This window comes from Flavobacterium sp. FG68 (genome assembly GCF_057808895.1).
The window spans coordinates 24185-43312 of sequence record NZ_JBMDIY010000017.1 but is presented as its reverse complement, the minus strand read 5'-3'; the positions used below and the strand labels follow the sequence as shown (position 1 = coordinate 43312).

The 19128-nt window shown below is 34.3% G+C and carries 19 protein-coding genes and 1 pseudogene; 11 read left to right on the top strand and 9 right to left on the bottom strand.

Features of this window, described 5'->3' with window-relative positions; all coding sequences use genetic code 11:
• Positions 1–222: 222 nt before the first annotated feature.
• The gene (locus tag ACODSB_RS12475; protein ID WP_488937292.1) at positions 223–1035 is read left to right on the top strand and encodes a helix-turn-helix domain-containing protein; all 813 of its coding nucleotides are present in this window, start codon (positions 223–225) and stop codon (positions 1033–1035) included.
• A 229-nt stretch (positions 1036–1264) separates the two neighbouring features.
• Here ACODSB_RS12475 and ACODSB_RS12470 read toward each other — a convergent pair whose 3' ends face one another.
• The 8 genes from ACODSB_RS12470 to ACODSB_RS12435 all read right to left on the bottom strand — a co-directional run bounded on the left by ACODSB_RS12470 (position 1265) and on the right by ACODSB_RS12435 (position 9494).
• The gene (locus tag ACODSB_RS12470) at positions 1265–2032 is read right to left on the bottom strand and encodes a LytR/AlgR family response regulator transcription factor (RefSeq protein WP_256635112.1); all 768 of its coding nucleotides are present in this window, start codon (positions 2030–2032) and stop codon (positions 1265–1267) included.
• Positions 2013–3029 (bottom strand): sensor histidine kinase, encoded by a 1017-nt coding sequence (locus tag ACODSB_RS12465; protein WP_488937291.1) that lies wholly within the window; start codon positions 3027–3029, stop codon positions 2013–2015. The genes ACODSB_RS12470 and ACODSB_RS12465 overlap by 20 nt, the downstream gene beginning before the upstream one ends.
• Positions 3030–3432: 403 nt before the next feature.
• Positions 3433–4173 (bottom strand): DUF1223 domain-containing protein, encoded by a 741-nt coding sequence (locus tag ACODSB_RS12460; RefSeq protein ID WP_488937290.1) that lies wholly within the window; start codon positions 4171–4173, stop codon positions 3433–3435.
• Positions 4174–4290: 117 nt separating this feature from the next.
• Entirely contained in the window at positions 4291–4701 is a 411-nt protein-coding gene (locus ACODSB_RS12455; RefSeq protein ID WP_488937289.1) for an organic hydroperoxide resistance protein, read from the bottom strand.
• A 192-nt stretch (positions 4702–4893) separates the two neighbouring features.
• Complete coding sequence (locus tag ACODSB_RS12450; RefSeq protein WP_488937288.1) at positions 4894–5895, bottom strand: alpha/beta fold hydrolase; 1002 nt, start codon at positions 5893–5895, stop codon at positions 4894–4896.
• A 382-nt stretch (positions 5896–6277) separates the two neighbouring features.
• A complete protein-coding gene (locus ACODSB_RS12445; RefSeq protein ID WP_488937287.1) occupies positions 6278–6691 on the bottom strand; it encodes a cupin domain-containing protein in 414 nt (137 codons plus the stop codon).
• Between the two features lie 258 nt (positions 6692–6949).
• On the bottom strand, positions 6950–8242 hold the full coding sequence (locus tag ACODSB_RS12440) for an epoxide hydrolase family protein (RefSeq protein WP_488937286.1): 1293 nt from the start codon (positions 8240–8242) through the stop codon (positions 6950–6952).
• Positions 8243–8750: 508 nt separating this feature from the next.
• Positions 8751–9494 (bottom strand): SDR family oxidoreductase, encoded by a 744-nt coding sequence (locus ACODSB_RS12435; protein WP_488937285.1) that lies wholly within the window; start codon positions 9492–9494, stop codon positions 8751–8753.
• 325 nt (positions 9495–9819) lie between these two features.
• Between ACODSB_RS12435 and kaiC the strand changes: the two genes are divergently transcribed.
• The 10 genes and pseudogenes from kaiC to hsdR form a co-directional block, all read left to right on the top strand.
• Entirely contained in the window at positions 9820–11499 is a 1680-nt protein-coding gene (gene kaiC / locus ACODSB_RS12430) for a circadian clock protein KaiC (protein WP_488937284.1), read from the top strand.
• A gap of 1 nt (position 11500) precedes the next feature.
• Complete coding sequence (locus tag ACODSB_RS12425; RefSeq protein ID WP_053474503.1) at positions 11501–11794, top strand: circadian clock KaiB family protein; 294 nt, start codon at positions 11501–11503, stop codon at positions 11792–11794.
• 2 nt (positions 11795–11796) lie between these two features.
• Positions 11797–12093 carry a circadian clock KaiB family protein gene (locus tag ACODSB_RS12420; protein ID WP_053474502.1) on the top strand — a complete coding sequence of 99 codons (297 nt, stop codon included), beginning with the start codon at positions 11797–11799 and terminating at the stop codon, positions 12091–12093.
• 3 nt (positions 12094–12096) lie between these two features.
• Entirely contained in the window at positions 12097–13353 is a 1257-nt protein-coding gene (locus tag ACODSB_RS12415) for a sensor histidine kinase (RefSeq protein WP_488937283.1), read from the top strand.
• A 1-nt stretch (position 13354) separates the two neighbouring features.
• Positions 13355–13759, top strand: a complete 405-nt coding sequence (locus tag ACODSB_RS12410) for a response regulator (protein WP_488937282.1) — start codon at positions 13355–13357, stop codon at positions 13757–13759.
• A gap of 359 nt (positions 13760–14118) precedes the next feature.
• On the top strand, positions 14119–14352 hold the full coding sequence (locus ACODSB_RS12405; RefSeq protein ID WP_053474499.1) for a hypothetical protein: 234 nt from the start codon (positions 14119–14121) through the stop codon (positions 14350–14352).
• A 266-nt stretch (positions 14353–14618) separates the two neighbouring features.
• Positions 14619–15008 carry an HNH endonuclease gene (locus ACODSB_RS12400; protein ID WP_488937281.1) on the top strand — a complete coding sequence of 130 codons (390 nt, stop codon included), beginning with the start codon at positions 14619–14621 and terminating at the stop codon, positions 15006–15008.
• 11 nt (positions 15009–15019) lie between these two features.
• The gene (locus ACODSB_RS12395) at positions 15020–15604 is read left to right on the top strand and encodes a hypothetical protein (RefSeq protein WP_488937280.1); all 585 of its coding nucleotides are present in this window, start codon (positions 15020–15022) and stop codon (positions 15602–15604) included.
• A gap of 2 nt (positions 15605–15606) precedes the next feature.
• On the top strand, positions 15607–16605 hold the full coding sequence (locus ACODSB_RS12390; protein WP_488937279.1) for a DUF4407 domain-containing protein: 999 nt from the start codon (positions 15607–15609) through the stop codon (positions 16603–16605).
• 166 nt (positions 16606–16771) lie between these two features.
• Positions 16772–18232, top strand: a pseudogene (gene hsdR, locus ACODSB_RS12385) (EcoAI/FtnUII family type I restriction enzme subunit R); the annotation flags it as partial.
• Here the strand turns inward: hsdR and ACODSB_RS12380 are convergent.
• Positions 18176–18907 carry an HsdM family class I SAM-dependent methyltransferase gene (locus ACODSB_RS12380; protein WP_488937330.1) on the bottom strand — a complete coding sequence of 244 codons (732 nt, stop codon included), beginning with the start codon at positions 18905–18907 and terminating at the stop codon, positions 18176–18178. The pseudogene hsdR and the gene ACODSB_RS12380 sit on opposite strands and share 57 nt — an antisense overlap.
• Between the last annotated feature and the right edge of the window lie 221 nt (positions 18908–19128).

The following is a 19128-nucleotide window of genomic DNA, read 5'->3' as shown; positions in this document are numbered from 1 at the left end:
AGTTTGATACTCTCTCGCAGATTTTGCAGATTACACAGATTAAATAAAAAAAAATCTGCTTGATCTGCTAAATCTGCGGGAAACATTATTTTAAGTTTTTTGTTTAAAACACAAAACTATGTGTGAAAATCTAGATTTTTAAAACATCTTTTATTTAGAATATAATCTATGTTTCTATGTGTTTAAAATATTCTCCAACTTTAATTTTTATAAATTTGTGATATGAACGATTCAAAAATAAATCAGAAAACCTCGCCAATTGCGTATTCCTGCTATTACACACAAAATCGCGAAGGCGAGCAATTTGCTGCACAACATGTTTTGAGTTTTCAGATTTCGGGAATTTTGACTTTAAATAATGGCAATAAAGAATACGTTTTTAATCCTGGCGATTTTAGATTTATCCGAAGAAATCAGCTCATAAAATTCATCAAACAACCTGATCCGAATACCGCTTTTCAGTCTATTTCGATTTATCTGAATCAGGAAGCACTTCGGGATTACTCTATACAATACAATCAGAAAACAAGTTTGATTAAAAGTCCGGAAACGGAAATGGTTTTACAATTAAAAGAAGTTCCGTTATTGAAAAGCTTTATGAATTCGCTGATTCCGTATATCAATGAGGATCAATTGATCAATGAAGAACTTCAAACTTTAAAAGTAAACGAAGCCATTACTATTTTACTGCAATGTCATCCGGAATTAAAAGATATTTTATTCGATTTCAATGAACCCGGAAAAATTGATTTGGAAGCATTTATGAAAAAGAATTTTCATTTTAATGTACAATTAGACCGTTTTGCTTATTTAACGGGAAGAAGTTTAGCGACTTTCAAAAGGGATTTTCAACGTATTTTTGATCTTTCCCCAAGTCGTTGGCTCATTCAGAAAAGATTACAGGAAGCTTATTATCAAATTAAGGAAAAAGGAAAAACACCTTCGGAAGTTTATTTAGAAGTGGGATTTGAGGATTTATCGCATTTTTCGTTTGCTTTTAAGAAACAGTTTGGGTTACCGCCTTCTAAGGTTTAGTGGTCAGTGGTCAGTTTTTTTTAGTAATCAGTCGCAGGATTTAGTCACAGTTTGTCATTTCGAGGAACGAGAAATCGCACCAGATATTCCGCACAGTAATTCTCCAATCTTTGGCGAGTTTCGTGTGCGATTTCTCGTTCCTCGAAATGACAAACTGCATTAGGTTAATTCTTTAAACTGATACTAAAACTGATCATTAAAAAAAACTGATCACTGACCACTAAAAAAACTATCTATTCTCCAGCCAGCTTAAAAATGCTGTTGCTTTTTCTTTTCCTACTAATAATTTTTCTTCAGTTGGAATGGTAAGTTTGAGAATCAATTTTCTTGAGAAATAATGCTCTGCTTCTCTAATTGCCGAAAAGTTCACCAAATACTGTCTATTAATTCTGAAGAACTGAATGGCTGATAAAAGCTTATGAACTTCATCCAGAGATTGTGTGATTTGATATTCGGTTTTATCAAAAGTTACGATTGTTGGGGTTTCGTTTTTGATGTAGAAAAAGGCAATATTCTCTGTTTGAATCGTTTGATATTTATTGTTTTTAAAAACTAAAAAACTGCTTTTTCCTTTATTTTCTCCTGTTCTCGTTAAGAGATAATCGAAATCAGGCATCATTTTTTTATTTCTTTGGAAGAAGTTTTTCAGTTCACCTGCTTTTTTAATTGCCTGAGAAATACTTTCTCTTGAAAAAGGTTTTAAGACATAATCGATTCCGTTTGATTTGAAAGCGTCGATAGCATAATCATCAAAAGCAGTACAGAAAATTACCGGAGACAAAACCTCTACATTTTTGAAGATTTCAAAGCTCAAACCATCCGCAAGCTGAATATCCATAAAAATTAAATCGGGCTGATCGTTTTCTAGAAGATAACTTACAGCTCCGTCAATACTTTGAATATACGACAAAATTTGAGCATCGGGTCTGATACTCAAAATTAGCTGACCAAGTGCTTTGGCCGTTTTTATTTCATCTTCAATTATTACGATAGTCATAAATCAGTGGTATTTTTACTTTAAAAAGGGTTTCGGTTTTATCAATTTCAATTTCCTTGTTAACCAAATGCAGAAAACGCTGATTGATATTGTTCAGTCCAACGCCGGTTGACAAAGTGCCTCGTTTCAGCTGAATTGGATTTTCAATTACTAGAAAATCATTTTCGGTATATAATTTAATTTTCAAAGGTTTATCAAGCGAAACAACATTATGTTTGATACAGTTTTCGATTAATAATTGAAGCGAAAAAGGCGGAATCGCGCAATCGTATTGTTTTTCGTCGATTTCTTTTATCACTTCAAATCCGTCTTCAAAACGGGCTTTCAGTAGATATACATACGAATCTAAAATTTGTAATTCTTCCTTTAACGGAATCAAATCCATTTTTCTGCTTTCGAGAGTAAATCGGTAAAAATCAGATAATTTCAGAATAAAATCAGAACTCTGCGGATCCTGCATATCAACCATCGATTTTAAAGTATTTAAACTATTAAACAAAAAATGCGGATTTACCTGCTGCTTCAATAATTCGTACTGCGCTCCTAAATGTACTGCTTTGGTACGTTCCAACTCTACTCCCATTTGCTGTGTTTGGTAATTCTGAAAAAGTAAATGCAGAAACATATACACAATCAAATTGATTAAAATACCTCGAAGCTCGAACATGATTGGCGCGTCCATTTTTGAAACCTGAAAAAGTTCCTGATGTGCAATTACGAGAATCACCATCAGCAAAATCCCCAAAACAACACTTAGTAAAAGTTTCCAGTTAAACAGACTTTTATTGGTGCGCTGCGAGGAAAATTTGGGTAAACTATAAATGTTGTAATACCATATAAAAAGGGAAAACAGCAGTGTAATTGAAGAGTTTATGATGATGTCTCCAGGCGTAGAATCGGCATCAAATAATTTTGGAATTGAAGCCAGAATTGCAAGTGCAATTGAGCTTCCCAAAATAATTTTGAGCGAAACCTGAAAACGTTTTGATTTTTCCATAATTGTATCGTTTTTTTTCCTGTTTGTCAAAGATAGTTTTATTTTGAAAAAAGATTTTATGCAGATTTAAAAAGTCAGCCCAAAGTATTGTCATTTCGACGAAGGAGAAATCTCAACGAGAAGCTCTACAAAGATTGGCGACATACTGTATGGAGCTACTTGCGAAGATTTCTCGTTCCTTGAAATGACAAATGTGACGAGGTATTTTTTTTAATCTCGCAAAGCCGCAGAGGCGCAAAGTTTTTATTCGCAAATTGTTTGGGAATAGAATCTACAAAATCTGCCTGAATCTGTCAAATCTGCGTGAAATATATTTTTAATTCTCCCGCAGATTTAGCTGATTTTGCAGATAAGAAAGGAAAAAAAATCTGCTAATCTGCTAAATCTGCGAGAAAGAAAAAATTTAAGCTCGTTTTACTTCTAAAATTACCCCTGAATTCATATCCTGTACAAACCCAATAATCTCAAAATCCTGTGTATTATAATTTTTAGGAAGATGAACCGATGCTGTTCCTTTTTTTACTTTGTTTAAATCTACCCATTGCAGATTACGAACGATTTGATAGTGAGATAAAACTCTATGAGCATTCTCCCCTCTTTTTACATTGCTTTTGGCTTCTTTTTGAACTACAGCAATTAATAAACGGCTGTTTTTTGAAGTTCCTTCCACATTATAATTCACAGCAATAGAATTCGCATTTTGACTTGCTTCTAAGCTTAAATTCGTCGAAGCAGGTTTTGAAAGTGCCGATTTAATTCCGTTTCGTAAACTTGTTTCCTGAGAACCGATATAATCTATTTTTCCGTTTATGATTACCTGCGGTGTATAGATTGGATCTTTCTCCATGTATTTTGCATAATCGTATTGTCTTTTGGTATAATCGGCATTACTGAAAATGTCTTTCCAGCCTTGTTTGTCCCAATAATCAACGTGATAAGAAAGTACGTAAACATTTTTATCTTTTAATTCATTTTGAATTTTCCCCAATAATTCATCTGCTGGTGGACAGCTCGAACAGCCTTCGGAAGTGTATAATTCTAAAAGAGCAAAACCTTTTTTATCTTGATTGCTTTGGCTGAAAATGGTGTTTCCTGTTAAGAAAAACAGCATTGTAAAAGCACTTATTATTTTTATCTTTTTCATGATTCCTATTTATTTCCTGCAAGGTTTTAAAACCTTACAGGTATTTTTTTTATTTAGAAAGTCTATAATTTAAACCTACAAGGTTTTGAAAACCTTGCAGGTTAAACAACTTAGAAATTAAAGGATGTTAATCTCTACGTTTATATTTCCTCTTGTTGCTTTTGAGTAAGGACAAGTTTGGTGTGCCTGAGCCGCTAAAGCTTCCGCAGTTTCACGATCAATACCCGGAAGGTTGATGTTTAAACGTGCTTGTAAAGAATATTCTTCTTCAGTTACACATAAATCTACTTCTGCATCTACTGCCGTTTCTGCCGGAAGTCTAACTCCCAATTTCGAAGCTGCGATTCCTAATGCTCCAATAAAACATGCTGACCATCCTGCAGCAAATAACTGCTCCGGATTTGTTCCCGGACGCGATGTTCCCGGTGAACTTAATTTGATATTCAATTGTTCATCTGAACTTTGAGAAGCGCCTTCTCTACCACCTGTTGTGTGTGTTTTTCCTGTGTATAAGATTTTTGTTTCCATGTTTAAAAAATTTTAGATTGTTGATTTTAGATTTTAGATTATTTGTTGGAATTTATTTTTCCCACAATCTTGTCATTTCGACGAAGGAGAAATCTTCGTAAGTAACTCCGTCAGGAATGTCGCCAATCTTTGTAGAGTTTCTCGTGGAGATTCCTCGTTCCTCGGAATGACAAGATTATGCGTAATTGGAATTTATTTCATCCCATCTACGTCAATTATCGCTTGTGCAAATGATTTTGGGTCTTCTTGCGGAACATTGTGTCCTATTCCTTTTAGAATTCTGTGGGCGTATTTTCCGGTGAATTTGTTTGCGTATGCTTTTCCATCTGCAAAAGCGCCGTCAAAATCACTTCCTATTGTAATGGTTGGTACTTTAATTTCCGGTCTTGCTGCAAGGCGTTTTTCTAAACTGTCGTATTTAGATTCTCCTGCTTCAAGCGATTGTCTCCATCTGTAATTGTGAATTACAATTGCAACGTGATCTGGGTTATCAAAAGATTGTGCTGTTTGATCGTAAGTAGCTTTGTCGAAATTCCATAACGGAGAAGCGATCTGCCAAATTTGTTTGTTGAATTCATATGTATTTTGGCTGTAGCCTAATTTTCCTCTTTCAGTTGCGAAATAATATTGGTACCACCATCCTAATTCGGCTTTTGGAGGTAATGGTTTTAAGTTAGCTTCTAAATTCACTACTAAATAACCACTTACCGAAACCAAACCTTTTACACGTTCCGGCCAAAGTGCCGCCATAACTACTGCAGTTCTAGCTCCCCAATCGAATCCGCCAACTACTGCTTTGTCAATTTTTAAAGCATCCATAAAAGCAATAATATCAGTTGCTAAAGCTGCTTGTTGTCCGTTTCTGAAAGTGTCTTTTGAAAGGAAAGTTGTTGTTCCTGAACCTCTTAAATAAGGTGTAAATACATGATAGCCTTTTGAAACTAAAATTGGCACTACTTCATTGTAACTGTGAATGTCATAAGGCCATCCGTGAAGTAAGATTACCGGAGTTCCGTTTGAAGGACCAGCTTCAGTATATCCTACGTTTAATAATCCGGCGTTGATTTGTTTTAAAGTTCCTAGTGAACCGTCTTGTTTTTCTGTTTGTGCAATTGCTGCTGCGTTTACTAAAATAAAGGCAATTAAAAGAACTGCGTTTGTAATTCTGTTTTTGATTTTTAATATCGTTTTCATAATTATTATTTTTTTTATTAGTTGATTATCAGTTAATTTCTTCGTCAAAGGTATCTCGACAATCCTCGTTTTAAAAGAAGAAAAAAGCCGAAGTGGACAAAGTAAAAGGTGAAATGGACAAGGGTCAAGTTGTGAAATGTGAGTAGTTTAGCCGTAAAACTCTATATTCTTATATTTTTTTAGCCACAGGTTAAAGGATTAAAATGATTTTTTCTCTCGCAGATTCTGCAGATTTAGCAGACTATTTTTTATTCGTTTCAAATTATTTAATCAAATCTGCTCAATCTCCGAAATCTGCGGGAAACAAAAACTTTGCGAAACTTTGTGTATCCTTAGCGCACTTTGCGGTTAAACTATTCGCACTTCAATTTGAAACCTGAAACTATTTCTTCATAACCAAAACCGGTTTTCCTTTTTCGACTATATATGTTGCCAGTTCTGATGCTTTTACGTTTGTATTATTTCTAGCGGAGTGAACAACTCCTGCTGGAATAAAAAGAACTTCTCCAGCTTTTAAGGTTACTGGTGCTTGGCCTTCTACTTCATATTCAAGTGAACCTTCTAATACATAAATGATTTCTTCACCCGGATGAGAATGTTTTCCGAAAGCGGTATGTCCGTCGAAATCTATTTTGGCTTGAACGGTTTCTCTTCCCGGAATGCTTAAATCGTGTTTTTGTAAGTCAGTACGTTTTATTCCGGTTTGTGCTGCGATTTGATTCGGAATCAAAAAGGCGATTATTCCTAAAATGATAATGGCGATTATTACCCAAGTTTTTTGTTTTTTAGTTTCCATGATTTTATTTTTTAGTGGTTAGTTTTTTAAACACATAGGAACATAGTTTTTCTTTGTCTGGAAAGCCGTTTTACTTGTTTGTATTCTCTCGCAGATTTTGCAGATAAAGCAGATTTTTTTCTTATTGATCAGCTAAATCTGCCGAATCTGCGTGAAACTTTTTATCGACAAACATAACTATGTGTGAAAATCCAGATTTTTTCAAAAACCTTTATCACGTTTTCAACCTATGTTTATATGTGTTTTAAAAAAAATAAATTATTTTCTCAATGATTTAAAAGCCGCACGAAGTTCAACTGAAAACAATTGCGGTTCTTCCCAAGAAGCGAAGTGTCCGCCTTTGTTTACTTCTTTAAAATAAATTAAGTTTTTATATGCTTTTTCAGCCCATGTTTTTGGTGCTTGGTAAATCTCTCCTGGGAAAACGGTTATCGCAACCGGAATTTTGATTTCGGCTGTTTTTTGTTCTACGGCATTGAAGTTATTGTTGTTATTCTCCCAATATAAATTAGCAGATGAATTGGCAGTATTCGTAAACCAGTAAAGCGAAATATCATCCAGCATTTCATCTTTAGTCAATGATTTTTCAGCATTTCCTCCGCTGTATGTCCAATCGTTGAATTTATCTAAGAAAAACGAAGCCAAACCAACAGGAGAATCCGTAAGTCCGTAACCTAAAGTCTGCGGACGAGTCACCATCATTCCGGCGTAACCACCGCCTTTTGTATATAATTTATTCAGCGAATTAAAAGCTGCATTTTCTTTAACCGATAATCCTTTTGGTGCCGGATCTCCGTCTTTAAGCGCTTTGGCAACATCTGCCGGAACCGTTGCGGGCATATTTACGTGAATTCCCAATAAACCTTCTGGAGCCTGGCGCGCCATCGCATCGGCAATTACAGAACCCCAGTCACCACCTTGCGAAACATAATGCTTGTAACCCAAACGTTTCATTAAAACATCCCACGCATTTCCAATTTTCTCTGGTCCCCAGCCTGTTCCTTTTGGCTTTTCAGAAAAACCATAACCCGGCATTGAAGGAATAACCAAATCAAAAGCATCTTCGGCTTTTCCGCCATACGCTGTTGGATCTGTCAATGGACCAATTACTTTTAGAAGTTCAAAAAATGATCCCGGCCATCCGTGAGTAATAATTAACGGTAACGCATTTTTATGTTTTGATTTAATGTGAATGAATTGAATATCCAGTCCGTCGATATTGGTTACAAATTGAGGAAGTTCGTTTAGCTTTTCTTCTGTTTTGTGCCAGTCATAATCGGTTCCCCAATATTTTACCAGATTCTGAATCTGCTCTAGTTTTACTCCCTGTGATTGATCTGTTACGGTTTCTTTATCCGGCCATCTAGTAGCATTTACACGATTGCGAAGTTCTGTAATCGCTTCCTGTGAAACGCTTATATGATACGGACGAATTAAATTACAATCGGTTTTAGTTTCGTTCTGTGCAAAAGATACGGCAGTTGCCAACATAAAAGTTCCAGTGGCAATGACGTTTAAAAAACTACGCTTGTTTAGTTGAAGTGTTTTCATTTTTTTTGATTTTTAAATTATTTGAATATCAGTTAATTTCTTCGTCAAAAGTATATCGATAACCATTCTTACGAAATGAGAAAACAGTCCAAACGGACGAAGTTTGAGGTGAAACGGACAGAGTGGAATGTGATTTTTTTTAATGCAAAGCGCGCTAAGGTTTTTTGGCTCGTTTGGTTTTATAAAAATGCGAAGATCGCAAAGCTATGTGGGTAATAACTTTGCGATCTTTATTTGTGTTTTTGCTACAGATTATTATTTTTTTGCCAGAGATTAAAGATTTACTCCCGCAGATTCTGCAGATTGAGCAGATTGTTATTTTCTTAATTCATTGTGAATAATCAAAAAAATCTGCTAAATCTGTTAAATCTGCGGGAGACAAAAAAACTTCGCGACTTAGCGAGATTAAAAATCTTAGCTCCCGATAGCTATCGGGATTGCGTAAACCTTAGCATCTTTGTGGTTAAATCACCAGCAGAATTAACAATTAATAATTCACCATTAACAATTAAGCTAACACCATTCCCCCATCCATAATAAAATCTGCTCCGGTGATGAATTTTGCTGCTTCACTGCTTACATACGAAACCATTTTGGCGACGTCTTCAGATTTTCCCATTTGTTTTAATGGTACTTTCTCGACAACCATATCCATAATACCATTTACAGTGGCTTCATCTAAACCAACTTTTTTCATTACTTCGGTTTGGGTTGGTCCCGGACTAACAGAATTTACTCTGATTTTTCTAGGTGCTAATTCCAAAGCTGCTGATTTCATAACCGAATTCAAAGCTGTTTTACTTGCCGAATAAACCGAAGAACCCGGTCCCGGCATACTGGCAGTATTCGAAGAAAGAAATACAACCGATGCACCATCATTCAAAATTGGGATAAATCGGCTTAATGTGAAATATGCGCCTTTAAAATTTACATTCATGATACTGTCAAATTGTTCTTCTGCTGCCTGCTCGATATTTCCTAATCCGGCAATTCCGGCATTGATGAAAAGGATGTCTACTTTTCCAAAATCCTGTTTAACTTTTAAAGCCAGACTCTCAATATCAGAAATACTCGATTGATCTGATGTTATTGCTGTTACGCCCAGTTCCAGTGCTGCTTTTTCAATTGCTTCTTTTCTTCTTCCGGTAATAATAACCTGTGCTCCCTGTTCTTTTAACTGTTTTGCTGTTGCATAGCCTATACCGCTGTTTCCGCCTGTGATTACGGCTACTTTATCTTTTAAATTGTCCATTTTTATATGTTTTAAATTAACGGGACAAAGTTAAATTGCAAATAGTATTGCTTTTTTAAAGGTATCATAGAGTATACTGGAAAGTAGATTTTAACATTTAAATATTCTCAAAAATCAATTTCAGGCAAAACTCAAAAATTACTGTTAAATATTTAGATTGAATGTGCAGTTATTTGGTTAAAATTATCCGATTTATTCATATTTAAAGATCAATTCTCTTAATTTATTTTTAAAACTTCATTAAACAGCTGTTAAATCTTAATGAGAATTCATTGTAAATTCTGTAAGAAAACGTATATTTGAGATAATACTGAATTTTTATATCGTGCAGGAAAAAACAAAAACACATCATTTTATATTCCCAAAAACGCCTACAGGCGTTGACGGACTAGACGAGATTACTGATGGCGGTTTCCCAAAAGGACGCCCAACCTTAATTTGCGGTGGTGCCGGCTGTGGAAAAACATTATTATCAATGCAGTTCCTTATTAAAGGAATTACAGAATATAACGAACCCGGGGTTTTCATGTCTTTTGAGGAACCATCAGACGATCTTACCTTAAACGTAAAATCACTCGGCTTTGACCTCGAGCAGCTCAAAAAGGATAAAAAACTCGTTGTAGATCATGTCCGCGTCGAAAGATCAGAAATTGAAGAAGCGGGCGAATACGATCTTGATGGTTTATTTATAAGATTAGGCCACGCCATCGATTCTATAAAAGCAACGCGTGTAGTACTGGATACAATCGAATCTTTATTTGCTGGCCTTGACAATCAGGCGATTTTAAGAGCCGAATTACGAAGATTATTTCATTGGCTGAAAACAAAAGGCGTAACTGCTGTAATTACGGGAGAACGCGGCGAAGCAACCTTAACCCGACAAGGATTAGAAGAATATGTTTCAGACTGTGTTATTGTTCTCGATCATCGTGTTATTGAACAGGTTTCGACCAGAAGACTTCGTATTGTAAAATACAGAGGTTCAACACACGGAACAAACGAATATCCGTTTTTAATTGATGAACAAGGTATTTCGGTACTTCCTATTACATCGTTAAAACTCGACAACGAAGTTTCTTCGGATATTATTTCTACAGGAGTTCCCGGATTAAACGAAATGTTTCATAGCGGCGGATTCTATCGCGGAAGCAATATTTTAATTTCAGGAACTGCGGGAACAGCTAAAACTACGGTTGCCTGTTATTTTGCCAATGAACAATGCGAAAAAAACGAAAAAACGATTTATTTCGCTTTCGAAGAATCGCCGCAGCAATTGGTTCGCAATATGAAATCAATTGGAATTGATCTCGACAAACATATCAAAAAGGGTATTTTGCAAATCCATTCTTCACGTCCGTCATTAAATGGTCTTGAACTGCATTTACTTACACTTCGAAAATTAATAAAAGAATTTCAGCCTACCACTATTATTATTGATCCAATCAGTAATCTTATTACAGTAGGAAGCGAACAGGAAGTCCGTTCTATGCTGGTAAGGCTCATAGATATGCTTAAAGCAAATAATATTACGGCTTTGTTTACATCATTAAATAAACAAACAGATAATTTTAGACCAGATCTGGCAGAAGAATCCGTATCGTCTTTAGTCGATACCTGGATAACGGTTCGTGATATGGAAGGCGTTGGAGAAAGAAACCGCGGTATTTTTATTATCAAAGCCAGAGGAATGGGACATTCTAATCAGGTTCGCGAATTTGTGATCACTAAAAAAGGAATCGAATTACTCGATGTAGAATTAGGTCCGCAGGGAATCCTGACCGGTGCTGCCAGACAGTCGCATCAGTTTAAGAAAACCATTTCTGATATTAAACTTCAAAACGAAATCAGCAGAAAAGACCGTGAAATTGAGCGCAAACGCAAAGTTTTGGAAGCCAATATTGAAGCCTTGAGAACCGAATTTGAATCGGCAGAAGAAGAATTGAGTATCCTGAAAGCAACAGAAGAATTACAGGCTAAATTATCTTCTAAGAAAAAAGAAAATTAAAATGAAAAAAGAAGTAGCCGAATGGCAATTATTGCTCTATATAGCAGGCCAGACGCCAAAATCGATCAAGGCACTTGAAAATATAAAAAAGTACGCCGAAGAACATTTAAAAGGAAAATACAGCATCGAGATTATCGATTTGCTGAAGAATCCGCAATTGGCAGAAGGCGATCAAATTTTGGCTGTACCAACCCTGGTCAGGAAATTTCCTGAGCCAATCCGTAAAATTATAGGTGACCTTTCTAATGAAGAAAGAGTGCTTGTAGGGCTTAATATTAAACCTATAAACGCTTAATCATGGAAGATTCATCTGATGGCACAAGTACAACCAAACATAAGTTCATACTTTTTGTTTCAGGTATGTCTGTTAAATCAGGACATGCAATTGAAAATTTACGCAGAATATGCGATACTTATCTCAAAGAAAACTACGAATTAGAAATCGTAGACATCAGCAGGGATAAAGAACAGGCCGTGATACATCAGATAGTAGCAATTCCTACGTTATTAAAGATAAGTCCCGAGCCCAAAAGAATCATTTTAGGTGATTTATCAGATAAAGATAAAGTACTGAGAATATTAAATATTATGTAGAATTTGGAGGTTACCGATAAAAATATAGAAGATTTATTGACCGAAATCGAGTCATTAAAAGAACAGCTTTATGAAGCAAACAGTATAGTCGAAGCCATAAAACAAGGAGATGTAGATGCACTGGTAGTAAACAATAACGGAGTACCCCAGCTTTATTCTCTCGAAACGGCCGATTATACGTACCGACTTCTTATTGAAAAGTTCCGACAGGGTGCGCTTAGTATTTCGCGCAAAGGACTCATATTGTACTGTAACGACTACTTTTCTGAACTCGTAGGTATTCCGTCAGAACAAATTATCGGGACGTATTTAAATGAATATTTTGATAATCCCACACAGTTTGTCCAGCTTATTCAGGCACTTCGGTACGGAATCGCCACACACGAAATTCTTTTTAAATCGAGCGAAGACAAAAAAACTTTTCCGGCTTATATCGCACTAACCGATCTGGAACCTTCTGTAGAAGCAATTGGAATTGTGATTACCGATTTGACCGAAAAGAAAAAACACGAAGAAGCCCTCCTCCATCATCAGCAGGAACTAGAAGAAAAAATCAAAGAGTTAAACCGGATTAATACCAATCTCGAAGAGTTTATTCATGTTATCTCGCACGATTTAAAAGAACCGCTGAGGAAAATTGTCATGCATAATGACCGAATCGACGGAAGTTACCTTTCTGATAACGATGCCAAATCAATGAATGTTTTAAAATCATCGGCACTGCGGTTGAATTCTCTGGTTGATGATTTAGTGCAGTATTCGTCGCACACAGCGCAGGAAGAACGAACCGAAATTAATTTAACTTCCATAATAGGCGAAGTAATCGAAGACCTCGAAATTATAATTGCAGATAAAAAAGCCCATATTAAAATAGGAAAACTCCCTGCCATAAAAGCCTCTAAAGTCCAAATCAGGCAGCTTTTTGGCAACCTTATTACCAACGCCATAAAATACAGTAAAGAAGCTGTTGCCCCCCTTATAGAAATTTATCAGGCAGAAAATTTAAATGCCGAAATGCCAAATCAAAATGCTAAATTTGTAAAGATTCAAATTAAAGACAACGGAATTGGCATGGAGTCGAGCCATCTTCTTAAAATCTTTACCATTTTTCAGCGCCTTCATGCCCGAAACGAATATTCAGGAAACGGTATAGGCCTTGCGATTTGTAAAAAGATTATGGAAAACCACTCCGGAAACATTACCGTCGAAAGTACACTGAACGAAGGAACGACATTTAATCTTTACTTTCCAATTGTATAAAATGCCACAAAAAAACAACCTGCATATCATAATTGCCGAAGATGACAATGATGACGCTGATGTGATCTTCGAAACATTCAATCAAAACCCCAATTTTGGCAAAGTAAGCCTTGTAGCCAATGGCGAAGAACTGCTCAATTACCTTAAAGACACGGCAAACGAAAGTCCGGACGTAATCCTGACCGACATCAACATGCCCATTGTCGACGGCATCGAAGCCTTACAGCAAATTTTAAACAATTCAGACTTAAAAAACATTCCCTGCTTTGTTTATTCTACCAGCATAAATCCGTCGTACAAAGAAAAATGCGACGATCTGGGCGTAAAAGCTTATCTTATAAAACCCTATTCATTTGAGGCTTTCGCCGAAATTCCAAAGACAATTTTGAGTATTATCGAAGCTTAGGTTTTCATTTCCATTTCATATATTCGTAATACTATTTAGGAGCTGATTCCTGCTCTCCGCTGTATCTTTTTCTTGCTAAAGAAGCAAGAAAAAGGATGCCGCTTCGATCAGGGCTAGGACACTCGTTTTCATTAGAAGATTTTGTGGAAATTTGATTTAGAAACAAAATTTAAAAGAAATATTTTTCTTACAATTAAAAACATTTTTTGATATCTTTACAGTCCTAAAAGTAAAGTTATGATATCAGAAAAAAAGTTTGCCCGTGTGGTATGGTGGCGGTATTGGAAACAACTGCAACGCTCTCTTTACAGCGTAGGACACCTAAGTCACGCGGGTTTCATTTCCCTAAAGTAAAGATTATGAGTACCAAAACCCTTTCAAAAGAAGCCGAAATTAGGCTTACCAATTTCTTCAATCAAACCGTAGCGCCAGAACAAATGGCAAAAGCCTTAAGACAGGTAAATTTTGTTCTTTCGTTAAGTTTAATAAGAGAAAACGAAACCCTGCAGCAAGAAATACCAAAACTAGAAAACAGCTTTTACTGGCTTAATGAATTGGCTGAGATTTTGAATCCTTATTTGGATGTGGAGTAAAATTATTTTTTTTTTAAAATTTATAAACCCTTGATCATTTGATTGAGGGTTTTGTTTTTTTAATTTATTTTGGAAAATACCGTATAAATACTCTGTGCTTGATTTTTAATTATTTATTACACTTGTTGCAAGCAAATTTTATCCAATTATGGTTTTCCGTAAAATAACTGATTGTTAAATAGTAATCTTTGACAACTCTAAAAAAAATTCGCTTTAGAATAGAAATATAAAAAGTTGATATTAATCCTTATTAATAATTACAAATTATGTTTGATCCAACTGATAGTCATTATCGCTTTAATGAAATGAAAAGCAATAATACATACCGCCGATATAAACAAGCAGATAAAAGTATTGACTTGAATATTTTAGAACCAATTACAAAAGAAATACCAGCGCATGGCAGCTATGGTTCATTATTATTTACTATCGAGTGGAAGAATAAAAGAAAGCAAATCTTAGCTCGTGATCAAAAATGTATAATTTGTTTTTCGATTGAAAATCTTCAAGTACATCATAGACAATATCACTTTATAGTTCGTGAAAACAAATTTAAACTTCCTTGGGAATACGAAGATTACTTATTAATTACACTCTGTGAATCATGTCATAGACGTGGTCATTCAAAATATAAGGTACCAACAATAAACATTTAAAATTTAGAAATATGGGACTATTTAATTTTTTTAATGGAAAACAAAATTCAAACGGTAATACAATAGATGTTCGACAAGACAGTCTTGCAAATCCGCTTGTAGAAATTCCAGAAAACGTTTTTCTTGAAAAAGAAAAAACGACACCAGATGCAATTCAAACTGATCGTACTACTGCATCAAATTCTGAAAACGGGATATCAGTATTATTTAATTTTATCGAAAAGAACTATGAAGGAAAAGGATATGATGATGCTTTAATAAATCCAGACAAAATACATTTAGAACAGAACATCGAAGCATTAAAAAATGATTTAGAAAGAACAATTAGAAAAATAAAAACATTTTATGAAGATTTTATTCGTGAAATAAATTTTCATATTGAAACCAGAAGCCGAAGCGGAATGGTAGATACTGTTGAAGAATTAACGGTAAAAAAAGATACAGCTGAAGAACATATAAATCAAATATTGGTAATTGAGAATGATGCAAAAGAGAATAAAGGTATTGGTTATGGAATTATCTTAAGTTATAAAAGAGGTTTCCATAATGGCTTAGCTGCAATTTCTCATCATTCTATAATGAAAAAGAACTTTTAGTTATGAAAAATATATGGATAAGATTTGGTTGTTTCCTTACAGGATATAACTATGCAATTGTGCAAAATTGCAGCGAAATTTCAGTTAAAACTGTAAAAAGATATACGTCAGCATTATTAATAGTCTGTCTTCTTTGGGCATTTATCGGCTATTCTTTTACGAGTAGATATCTCACAGGAGGCATAATTGCATCAATTTCTGGCTCCATAATTTTTATAATAATTATTATTCAAATTGAACGACAAATAATACTAGCTATTAATCCAAATAATTGGCTTTATGTAACTAGAGGAATTATTGCAATAACCATGGCGATTATTGGATCTGTTATTCTTGATCAAATTATTTTTCAACAAGATATTGAACTTGAAAAAATTACATTTATTGAGGCTAGAGTAAATAAAGCATTAGATTCTAAAACTCGAGAACTAAGAACTCAGATTGATGATTTACAAAAAGCTATTATAGAAAAAGAAACTGAAAGACAAAATTATATTACTGAAATTGCAAGAAATCCTACCTCAATAATATATTCAACCACCTCAACTAATAAAACTGAAAAAAATGTCACATTTGATCCAATAACAGGAAATAATGTTACAACTGAAAAATCAGTCCCTGTTAAAGTAATTAATAGCTCAAATGTACCCAATCCCAAAATTTCTATGATTGCTCCACTAGAAAAATCTATTCATGAATTAAATATTCAAAAATCTAAAAAAGAATCGGCTCTTCTAAATATTCGCCCTCAACTTGAAAAAGATATTTCTAGTAAAGTAGGCTTTTTAGATGAATTAGAAGTAATGTGGAGTTTAATTTCTAAATCTGGTGTTGCATTAACAATATGGCTTATTTGGTTTGTATTACTTTTTGGGATTGAAATGCTAGTTTTAGTTAGCAAGCTTTTTGAGGATGAAAATGATTATGATCGAATTGTTAAGCATCATATGACACTACAAATGAAAAAACTTGATCTTTTTGAACGAATGGCTAAAAGTTAAATAGCTAAACGATTTTCAAAAGAATTAAGCCGTTATTAATCATTGTTTCATACTCAATTATTATGACACCAGTTAAGAATAAATTTTATTGAATATCATTTCCTTACTCAAAAACCTATATTTTTCGATATCTTAGCAAAAATTATATTTACGTAATATAAATCTTATGAATAAAAAAGATCTTTCAGAAAGGGATATTTGCACAAAATTTATAACTCCAGCATTAGTAAAATCAGGTTGGGATTTGCAAAGACAAATTTTAGAAGAAGTCTTTTTTACCGATGGCAAAATATATGTAAGAGGAAAACTTACTGCAAGAGGTGAAAGAAAAAGAGCAGATTATATTCTTTATTATCAAGACAATCCAATTGCCATAATTGAAGCAAAAGATAACAAACATTCTATTCGTTCAGGAATTCAACAAGCATTAAATTATGCCCAGATTTTAGACATTCCTTGTGTATTTAGTAGTAATGGAGATGGCTTCTTATTTCATGATCGAACTGCAAATGATGAAAATATAGAAACTGAATTATCTAATGAAGAATTTCCTTCACCTGAAACTTTATGGAACAAGTACAAAAAATATAAAGGCATTATAAATCCTGAAGGAGAAAAAATAGCTTTACAAAAGTATTTTTCTGATGGTTCAGGCAGAAAACCGAGATATTACCAACAAAATGCCATAAATAGAACCGTTGAAGCAATTGCAAATGGACAAAATAGAATTTTACTAGTTATGGCAACCGGAACTGGAAAAACCTATACAGCATTTCAAATTATATATCGTTTATGGAAATCCAGAACTAAAAAGAGAATTTTATTTTTAGCTGACAGAACTGCTTTGATTGACCAAACAAGAAAAGGAGATTTTAAGCATTTTAAAGATAAAATGACTATTATAAAGAAAAAAGTTCTCACAAATAGTAATGGTAAAGACGAATTAGTAAGCAATAAAAAAAGGGGAATCGATACTGAAGATAAAGCTTATGAAATTTTTCTAGGTTTATATCAAGGTTTAACTAATAATGAACCAGGAATCGAAGATGCCTATAAAGATTTTTCTCCTGATTTTTTTGATTTAATTGTAATTGATGAGTGTCATCGTGGAAGTGCAAATGAAGATAGTACATGGCGTGAAATTTTAAAATATTTCAATAAAGCAACCCATATAGGTTTAACTGCCACTCCAAGAGAAACTAAAGAAACTAGTAATACCGAATATTTTGGAGATCCTGTTTACACTTATTCCTTAAAACAAGGAATTGATGATGGCTTTTTAGCACCTTATAAAGTAATTCGTGTCGCAATTAATGTTGATACTGAAGGTTACAGACCACAAAAAGGGAAAACTGATAAAGAAGGAAATCTAGTTGAAGATCGCATTTATAACAGAAGAGATTTTGACAAAAAACTTGTTATTGATGAACGAACTGATATAGTTGCGCAAAAAGTGACAGAATACTTAAAAGGACTAGATCGTTTTGCGAAAACAATTATTTTTTGTGTGGATATTGATCACGCTGAACGCATGCGAAAAGCAATTTCTATACATAATGCTGATTTAGTATCAGAGAATTATAAATATGTAATGCAAATTACTGGTGATAATGAAGATGGGAAACGCATAAGGTTGAAATACGGAATTAGGTAAACGCACAATTGTATGTAAATTACAGTCTTCTAAAAGTTTCTGTCTTATACGTTGTTTTACTCCATCACCTGTAAGTGAACCATCGGGCAAAACAATTCCTGCACGACCATCTTTTTTTAATAAATGAATCATTAAAATCAAAAATAAATCGGCACTTTCTTTTGTCCTAAAGTTTTGTGGAAAGTTAGTTTCATTATTATTAGCAACTATTCCGCCAAATGGAGGATTTGCCAAAATCGCATTTACTCTATGCTTTTCTGTAAAATTACTTAAAGGCTGATCTAATGCGTCGCCAAAACGAATATTTGGCACTTCTATATCATGTAAGATCAGATTTGTTGTTGCGAGTAAATAAGGAAGAGGTTTATATTCCCATCCCATTACATTTTCACCTATACTTTGAAGATCTTCGATGCTATTAGCTTGTTTTTTTAAATGTTCAATAGCAGAAGTTAAATATCCTGCCGTTCCACAGGCTGGATCCAATATTTTTTCACCCAATTGTGGGTTGATCATTTCCGTAATAAATGAAGTAATGGCTCTAGGGGTATAAAATTCGCCACTTTTACCAGCACTTTGTAATCCTTTTAAAATAGTTTCATATAATTCTCCAAAGGCATGACGGTCTTTGGCGACATTAAAGTCCATTTCGTTAAGTTTGTTCAAAACTTTACGAATATTGGTACCACTTTTCATGTAGTTATGATTGCCATCGAAAACCTCACGCACGATTAATGCACGGCGGTTTCCGGTACTCACATCTATATTACGTAAAGCAGGGAATAATTGTCTGTCAACAAATTCTAATAATTCGTCTCCCGTCATTCCTTCAGAATCACCTGCCCAGTTTCCTTTTTCATTTACCCAAT